Origin of the sequence: Streptodolium elevatio (genome assembly GCF_040649515.1) — a bacterium.
In the GTDB taxonomy this organism is placed as follows: domain Bacteria; phylum Actinomycetota; class Actinomycetes; order Streptomycetales; family Streptomycetaceae; genus Yinghuangia; species Yinghuangia elevatio.
In genome coordinates this window covers 1-7631 of the sequence record NZ_JBEZFP010000232.1, presented here as the reverse complement: position 1 = coordinate 7631, position 7631 = coordinate 1, and the positions used below count along the sequence as shown (strand labels likewise).

At 75.0% G+C, this 7631-nt stretch carries 7 protein-coding genes and 1 pseudogene; 1 reads left to right on the top strand and 7 read right to left on the bottom strand.

Annotated features, from left to right (window positions below):
• Window positions 1-1443 (bottom strand): annotated as a pseudogene (locus AB0C36_RS42060) (hypothetical protein); the annotation flags it as partial.
• A 51-nt stretch (window positions 1444-1494) separates the two neighbouring features.
• On the opposite strand from AB0C36_RS42060, the gene AB0C36_RS42055 reads away from it, so the two are divergent.
• Window positions 1495-2076, top strand: coding sequence for a pentapeptide repeat-containing protein (locus tag AB0C36_RS42055; protein ID WP_358364811.1), 582 nt, complete (start codon window positions 1495-1497; stop codon window positions 2074-2076).
• A 20-nt stretch (window positions 2077-2096) separates the two neighbouring features.
• Here AB0C36_RS42055 and cobC read toward each other — a convergent pair whose 3' ends face one another.
• The 6 genes from cobC to AB0C36_RS42025 all read right to left on the bottom strand — a co-directional run.
• Complete coding sequence (gene cobC, locus AB0C36_RS42050) at window positions 2097-3200, bottom strand: Rv2231c family histidinol phosphate aminotransferase CobC (RefSeq protein WP_435839231.1); 1104 nt, start codon at window positions 3198-3200, stop codon at window positions 2097-2099.
• 168 nt (window positions 3201-3368) lie between these two features.
• Window positions 3369-3797, bottom strand: coding sequence for a cobalamin biosynthesis protein (locus tag AB0C36_RS42045; protein ID WP_358364807.1), 429 nt, complete (start codon window positions 3795-3797; stop codon window positions 3369-3371).
• Window positions 3797-5011, bottom strand: coding sequence for a precorrin-6y C5,15-methyltransferase (decarboxylating) subunit CbiE (cbiE, locus tag AB0C36_RS42040; protein ID WP_358364805.1), 1215 nt, complete (start codon window positions 5009-5011; stop codon window positions 3797-3799). The genes AB0C36_RS42045 and cbiE overlap by 1 nt, the downstream gene beginning before the upstream one ends.
• 156 nt (window positions 5012-5167) lie before the next feature.
• On the bottom strand, window positions 5168-6604 hold the full coding sequence (locus tag AB0C36_RS42035) for a cobyrinic acid a,c-diamide synthase CobB (protein ID WP_358364814.1): 1437 nt from the start codon (window positions 6602-6604) through the stop codon (window positions 5168-5170).
• An 8-nt stretch (window positions 6605-6612) separates the two neighbouring features.
• Window positions 6613-7227 carry a cob(I)yrinic acid a,c-diamide adenosyltransferase gene (gene cobO, locus AB0C36_RS42030; RefSeq protein WP_358364803.1) on the bottom strand — a complete coding sequence of 205 codons (615 nt, stop codon included), beginning with the start codon at window positions 7225-7227 and terminating at the stop codon, window positions 6613-6615.
• A gap of 42 nt (window positions 7228-7269) precedes the next feature.
• A partial coding sequence (locus AB0C36_RS42025) for a vWA domain-containing protein (protein WP_494410272.1) occupies window positions 7270-7631 on the bottom strand: 362 nt, incomplete at its 5' end.

Here is a 7631-nt window from a genome sequence, read left to right as displayed (position 1 = left end):
CGTGGGGGCGGCATCCGGGACCGGTCCGGAGGCCGGCCCCGTGGGCGCCGGCGGCGCGGCCGCCGGTGCCGCGTCAGCGGCGGGAGGCGTCAGACGGGCCGTGACCTCGGCAATGGGCTGTGCGGGGATTGCCGCCTCTTGTGCGCGTTGGGCACCTTGCACACCCGGGACACTCTGCGCACTTTGCGCGCTCTGCGCACCTTGCGCGCCCTGGGCGCCCGGCGCCGCGTCGCCCGACGGGGCCCGCGCGGCCTGGTACTGGGCGGACGCGGGGCCTCGGCCCACCCGGCGCTGCCGCCGGGGCGGGAGCGTCGTCCGCGGCCCTTGCGTGAGCGGGGCCCCTCCGGACATCGCCTGGACCGGCTGCGACTGCGGCGATCCGGACGGCTGATGCGGGAGTTGCACCTGTCCGGACGCGTCCCCGCCGGGCGTCGTGAACGTCACCTCGGCGGAGGCCAGGGCGCCGGAGTGGTGCGGGTTCTGATGTTGCGGAGGCACCGCGACCGGCCCGGACCCACCGGGGAGCGGGTCACCGGGGCCGCCCGGCGGAACCGTTCCGGGGCGTACGCCGGATGCCGGGATGGCAGTGCCCGGCATCCCCGCCTGGGCGGCACCGCTGTCGGTCGCCTGCGGGGCAACCGCCGGTGCCTGCCCGGGAATCTGCTGCGGAGCCGACTGAGGGCCCGGCTGGGGGGCGGCGTGTGAACCCGGCTGCGGGAACGCCTCCTGAGCCTGGGACCGCGGTTGGGCCTGCGGCTGCTGCTCCGTCTGTCCCGCGGCACGGACACCACCCGCAGCGTCGGCGGCCGGAGGCGTCTGCGCCTGCGGAGCCGCCGGCTGCTGCGCGGGCAAGTGAGGCTGCGGTTGGGGCTGGTGCTGGACCGGCTGCGGCCCCGGGGCCTGGCCCGGACCGTGCGGCTGTGCCTGGCCCGGGCCGAACTGCTGCGGTGACGCGGGCGCGTCGGCCTGCGGGACCCCCGGCTGCACCGGCGTGAGGCCCGACTGCGGGACCGGAGCCGCGGCGGCGGCCGACATGCGGTCGGCGAGCGAGCGTACGGGGCCCGATGTCGGCCCGGTCCCCGTGTGCGGCACCGCGCCGAGCGCGCCCGATCCGGCTGGGTCGCCCGGTGCGCCGCCGAACTGCGGTACGCCCTGCGGCGAGACGGGTTGCGGACCGCCGAACTGCGGTGCCGCCGCGGGCTCCGCGGCCTGTGGCATCCCGGGGTATGCGGCACCCGGTACGTCGGCGCCGCCGTATGCCGCCGGACCGGCGGCCGGGTCGAACTGCGGTTGGCCGACCTGGGGGGTCACGGGTCCGAGCTGCGACGAGGGCCCCTGAGGGCCGCCGAACTGCGGTGCGCCGGGAGCCTGGCCACCGGCCGGGACCGGGCCGCCGGGCTGCGGCATGCCGGGCTGCGGAACGCCTTGCGAGGCCGCGTCCATCGGCTGAGGGTGCACCGGCTCGGGCCGCGTCGCGGGGGACGGCGCCCCCGCGTGCGGTGCGGCAGGCTGTGTGGTCTGCGGCGGCTGTGGCATGTGCTGCGGCACGACGTACTGCGGCGCATCGTGCTGCGCCGGGGCGGCCTGCTGAGGCGACGCATGTTGCGGCACAGCACTGTGCGGCACAGCGCTTTGCGGCATGGCAGCCTGCGGCACACCGGCCTGGGAAACACCAGGCTGCGCAACTCCCGGCTGCGCCAGGCCGTGTTGCGGAACGCCGACCTGCGGAACGCCGGACTGCGGAAGCCCGGACTGCGGAACACCCGGCTGCGGCACCCCAGGCTGGACCATACCGGGCTGGACCATGCCGGGCTGCGGCGCCATCGGCTGCTGCTGCGGCGCCGCCGGCCGGCCCGGGAGCCCCTCTCCCCCGACCGGCGCCTGGGCCGCGTACTGCCCCGACTCCGGCGACGGCACCTCGGCCCAACCGCCCTGCGGCCCCGGCATCAGCAGCGCGTCGTCGTCGTCCAAGTCGTCGAGATCGCCGAGGTCGTCGACGCCGGGGTACGCGTACGCCGGGCCGGGAGCGCCGGGATGCCCCGGCCCGCCGTCCATGCCCTGCGGCCCCTGAGCTGAACGAATCTCGTCCGGCTCGCTCATGTCGTCAACACTCCCTCTAGTGCAGCCGTGAAGGCCGTTGTCGTGGCACGGTCCCGTACCGCTATCCGGAGCCAGTCCGGGCCGAGGCCCGGAAAGGTGTCGGCCCTGCGGACCGCGAAGCCCCGCTCGCGCAGGAGTTCGCGGACCTTGAGGCCGTCCTCGACGTGCGCCAGCACGAACGAGGCACGGGGTTCGACGGGGAGCCGGACCCCGGGTATCGCCCGCAGTCTTTCGACAAGGAACGCCCGATCTGTCGCGAGCGTAACGGCCGAGGCGGACGCGCGGGCCAGGGCGTCGGGGCCGCTGCACGCCTCGGCCGCGACGAGTGCGGGAGTCGACACCGACCACAGCGGCTGCGCTTCCACGCAGCGTCGTACCAGGTCGGAGGGGGCGAGCAGGTAGCCGATGCGGAGGCCTGCCAGGGCCCAGGTCTTGGTGAGGCTGCGGACGACGACGAGGCCTGTGAGGTCGCGTCGTTCGGCAAGGCTTTCGGGTTCGCCGGGGACGGTGTCGGCGAACGCCTCGTCGACGACGAGGACGCGCCCGGGGCGGGCCAGTGCGGCCAGCGTCTCGGCGCTGTGCAGGACGGATGTCGGGTTGGTGGGGTTGCCGATCACCACGAGGTCGGCCTCCTCCGGGATACGTGCCGGGTCCAGGCCGAAGCCCTCCCGTTCGGTGAGGAGGACCCGACGCACAGTATGCCCGGCCGCTCGCAGCGCGGCCTCCGGTTCGGTGAACTGGGGGTGCACGACCACGGTGTGACGCGGGGTCAGCGCGCGGGCGAGCAGGACGAACGCCTCCGCAGCGCCCGCGGTGAGCAGGACTTCGTCCACCGGGCGCCGGTGCCGGGCCGCGACCGCGGCACGCGCGGCGGTGGGGTCGGGGTACGCGGCGAGGCGCGTGAGGCTTTCGGCGATGCGTTCGGTCAGCCAGGCCGGGGGTGCGCTGCCGCGCACGTTGACGGCGAGGTCGACGAGGCCCGGGGTGGCTTCGCGGTCCCCGTGGTGGCGCAGGTCGACGTCGGCGGCGCGGGCGTCCTCGTTCGGGGAGTCTGCGGTGGCGTACGCGGGCGCGGACAGTGTGTCGTCGGTGGTGCGCATATGCCCTGTGCCCGTGCCCCTGCCCTGCGTCGTGCGGTCCGCCGTCGTACCGTCGGCGTCCATCATGCTGGTGACTATGCCGGTCCCGGTCGGCGGGGTCATCGGAATGATCACAACCCCGCCCCCTCTGATCGTTTCACTGACCGACAGCCGCCGTCTTGCGCTCGTTCATGTCCGGTTCCCACCAACCCGATGGCATGCAACGGCAATCGTGCACATAGATGGCCGCCGCCTGCTGCGGGTTTTGGCAATCAGCAGCTCACCGCCGCGTGTTGCGGCGAGTGCCGCGGCCTCGGCGACGCTCGGCGTGCCGACCGCGGCCGCCACCGTGGGCGACGGGTGCGGCACGGCGACCGCCGCGAGCACCTCGGCGGCGTAGTCCAGCAGTTCGGCGCCCAGTCCCTCGGCAAGCGCGCGAACCGCCGGTTCGTCGCGTTTCGTGGCTACGGTCGCCACCGTGACCACCTCGGCGGCCGACAGCCCGGCGTCCGCAAGTGCGGCGCGGAGCGTCTCGTCGATCTCCGCATATGCGACGCCGCGCGACGCCCCCACGCCGACGACGAGTCGGGCGTTTCCCGACAGAACCGGACCGGCCATTACAACCGTTCGCCCCACAGCACGAACACCGGGTCGTCCGGCACGAGTCGGTGGGCAAGCCCGCTGACGGGCGCCAGACGCGAGGACTGCAGCAGCGTGCCGTCCACGGCGTACCCGGCGCCGGTGAGCGCGCCGTGCACCGCCCCGACGGCCTCCAGGGCGGGCAGCACGGTCACCACGCGCTCGGGGCGGCGGGCCGCGCACGCGGCGACCACCTCGACTCCGCCGCCGCCGACGAACGCGGTGTCGGGGTCGGGCAACCGGGACAGCGCCTCGGGCGCGGTGCCGGGGACGACGTGGATCTCCACGCCGTAGCGCGCGGCGTTGGCGGAGATGTGCTCGCAGCCGACCGGGTCGCGGTCGACGGCGATCACGGCGGCGCCCTGCCGGGCGATCTCGACGCTGAGCGCGCCGCTGCCCGCGCCGATGTCCCAGACGAGGTCGCCGGGCGTGGGGCCGAGCCTGCCGAGGACGACGGCGCGTACCTCGGGACGCAGGGTGGCGGCGTCGGTGCTGTCGTACGCGTCCTCGTCGAGGCCCCAGCCGCGCACCGGGCCGGGGAAGTTCGAGCGCTGCCCGGCGATCCAGCCAGCGGGGGCGGACGTGACGGGGTTCGGACCGACGACGATGACGACGTTGGGATCGGACCACGTGCGGTCGGCCGCCTTGTCGGCGGCCAGCATCGTGACCTCCTCCTGGTCCGTCCCGAGGTTCTCGCAGACCACGAAGGTGCGCGGCACGTCGCCCAGCATCAGGCCGAGTTCGGCCGGGCCCGAGCCGGGGCCGGTGAGCACCGCGACCTTGCCGTACGCGCGGCACACGTTCACCGCCCGCCGGAGCTCGCGGCCGTGGGCGCTGACCACCTTGGCGTCGTCCCAGGGCATGGCGGCGCGCGCGAAGGCGTGGGCGACCGACGACACCGCGGGCACGATCTCGAGTTCGAGGCCGTACTCGGGGCGGCGCAGTATGCGGACGATTCCGAAGAACCCCGGGTCACCCGACGCCACGACGACGGCGCTGCCGCGGTGCTCGCTGATCCGGCGGGCGGCGACGTGGACATTGCCCATGACGACGCGCTCAGCGGACTCCGGGACGTCCACCGCGTCCAAGTGCCGGGCGCCGCCCGCCACGAGGGTGGCCGAGGCGAGCGCGGCCCGGGCGGGACCGGACAACGGCGCACCGTCGTACCCGATCACGGTCACCCTGTCTGCCATATGCCTACCGTCCCGTTCCGTGCGTTTTGCTCCGTACCGCCACCCGGTCTCACGGGGCACGACGTGCCCCGGCCGTGCGAGGTTCCCGACACGGCGTCGACCGAGGGCGGACCATGCCGCGCGGCCACGGTACGCATCTGGCCCGTCCGTGTCGCGTCATGCACACGGTGTCGCCTCCCGGCATGCCGCGACGAATCGGGTCGCGGTCCCGGGGGATCCGGCCCAATGCGTGTGCAGGTACGAAGCGTGCACGCGCCCGGCCACGAAGCCTTCGCGTACCGGACCGACGACCGGTCCCGCGGAGCCCGGGCGTGTCGGGGATGCCTCCCAGGCCGCGCGTCGGCCCGCCCCGGGGGTCACCTCCGTGCGGTGGAACTCGTGCCCCCGCACGACCGTTCCGGCTGCCGCGAGCACGGAGTCGGCCGCGGCGACCGCCTCGCGGTAACCGAGCGTCAGACGCCCGGTCATGCGCGCGTCGGCGTCCACGACCGCGCACATGGGGCTGCCGTCCAGCGACCGGGCCAGGTAGAGCAGCCCGGCGCACTCCGCGGCGACGGCCCCGCCGCGCTGCGCGAAGGACGCAACGGCGGTACGCAGCTTCTCGTTTGCCGACAAATCCGCCGCATAGACCTCCGGAAATCCGCCGCCGATCACCAACCCCGCGGTGTGCTCGGGCAGTCCCTCGTCGCGAAGAGGGTCGAAGGGCACCACGTCGGCGCCTGCGGCGGACAGCAGTTCGGTGGTCTCGGCGTAACCGAACGTGAACGCCGCCCCGCCCGCGACCGCGATACGGGGGCGCCGCAACGGCGGCAGGCCGTCGTCGTGCCGCGACGCGCCGCCGCCCGACGGGCCGTCGTTCCCGAGTGCGGTCTCGCGTACCGGATCCCAGGCCTCGACCTTTGAGGGCCCTGCCTCGCGGGCCACGCGCCACAGCGCGTCCAGATCCACCGCCGCGCCGACCAGCGTGCCCAGCGCGGCGACTGTCGCCACGGCCTCCGCATGCCGCTCCGCGGCCGGGACCAGGCCCAGATGCCGCGACGGCTTCGCGATCGCGTCGTGCCGCCCGAGCACCCCGAGCACCGGGATGCCGAGCGGTTCGAGGGATTCGCGCAGTATCGCCTCGTGCCGATCGGTGCCCACGCGGTTGAGGACCACCCCGGCCACCCGCGCGCCGGCCTCGTAGGTGGCGAAGCCGTGCACGAGAGCCGCCACCGAGCGCCCCTGCGAGCGGGCGTCGACGACCAGCACCACGGGAGCCGCGAGGAGGCGCGCGACGTGCGCGGTAGAGGCGAACCCGCCCAGGCCGGCCGCCCCGTCGTACAGGCCCATGACACCTTCGACGACGGCGATGTCCGCACCAAGCGCGCCGTGCGCGAACAGTGGGGCCACACGCTCCTCGCCCACCAGGAACGGGTCGAGGTTGCGGCCCGGCCGCCCGCACGCGAGCGCGTGGTACCCGGGGTCGATGTAGTCGGGGCCGACCTTGTGCGGCGACACGCGCGCCCCGCGCGCGGTGAGAGCCGCCATCAGCCCGGTCGCCACGGTGGTCTTGCCCTGGCCGGAGGCGGGTGCGGCGATGACGACGCGCGGCATCGGCGTACTCACCACTCGATGCCCTTCTGGCCCTTCTGCCCGGCGTCCATCGGGTGCTTGACCTTGGTCATCTCGGTCACGAGGTCGGCGTACGCGACGAGGTCCGGGTGCGCGTCGCGCCCGGTGATCACCACGTGTTGGCGCCCCGGCCGGGAGGCGAGCGCGTCGACCACGTCGGCGACGTCGACCCACCCCCACTTCATCGGGTACGTGAACTCGTCCAGCACGTAAAGCCGGTACGTCTCCGCCGCCAGGTCGCGCCGGATCTGCGCCCAGCCCTCCGCCGCGTCGGCGGCGTGGTCGGCCTCGGTGCCGGGCCGCCTACTCCACGACCACCCCTCGCCCATCTTGTGCCAGGTGACCGGCCCGCCCTCCCCCGTTTCGTCGTGCACGCGCCCGAGGGTCCGCAGCACACTCTCCTCGCCGACCCGCCACTTGGCCGACTTGACGAACTGGAACACCCCGATCGGCCAACCCTGGTTCCAGGCCCGCAGCGCGAGGCCGAAGGCCGCGGTGGACTTGCCTTTGCCGGCGCCGGTGTGCACCACCACCAGGGGCCGGTCGCGGCGCTGACGTGTCGTCAGGCCGTCGGCGGGGACATGGTCGGGCTTGCCTTGCGGCATGGTCGTCTCCTCGCAGTGGCCGGGCAACGGCCGATAGGGCGGTCAGCTTGCGGCGCGCAGGTCGCGCACCAGTCCGGCGAGGCCGTCGGCGGCCAATTCGCCCAGACCGAGCACCGGCCCGCCGAGGTCGGCGGCGAGCCGAGCGGCCAGGCCGAGGCGGACCGGGCCGCTCTCGCAGTCGACGACCACCGACGCCGTGCCGGAGGCGGCCATCAGCGCGGCGGCACGCCGCGCGTCGCCGAGCGCGTCGCGCCCGTGTGTGGCGCGCCCGTCGGTCACCACGATGACGAGCGGCCGCCGCCGCGGGTCGCGCAACCGCTCGACGCGCAGCGCCTCGTGGGCGCGCAGGAGACCGGCGGCGAGCGGCGTGCGCCCGCCCGTCGGCAGCGTCGCGAGCCGGGCCG

Excerpts from the sequence above, each read along its gene's own strand:
- cobC (WP_435839231.1), bottom strand. The coding sequence starts at position 3,200 with ATGCGCACCACCGACGACACACTGTCCGCGCCCGCGTACGCCACCGCA.
- AB0C36_RS42045 (WP_358364807.1), bottom strand. The coding sequence starts at position 3,797 with ATGGCCGGTCCGGTTCTGTCGGGAAACGCCCGACTCGTCGTCGGCGTG.
- cbiE (WP_358364805.1), bottom strand. The coding sequence starts at position 5,011 with ATGGCAGACAGGGTGACCGTGATCGGGTACGACGGTGCGCCGTTGTCC.
- AB0C36_RS42035 (WP_358364814.1), bottom strand. The coding sequence starts at position 6,604 with ATGCCGCGCGTCGTCATCGCCGCACCCGCCTCCGGCCAGGGCAAGACC.
- cobO (WP_358364803.1), bottom strand. The coding sequence starts at position 7,227 with ATGCCGCAAGGCAAGCCCGACCATGTCCCCGCCGACGGCCTGACGACA.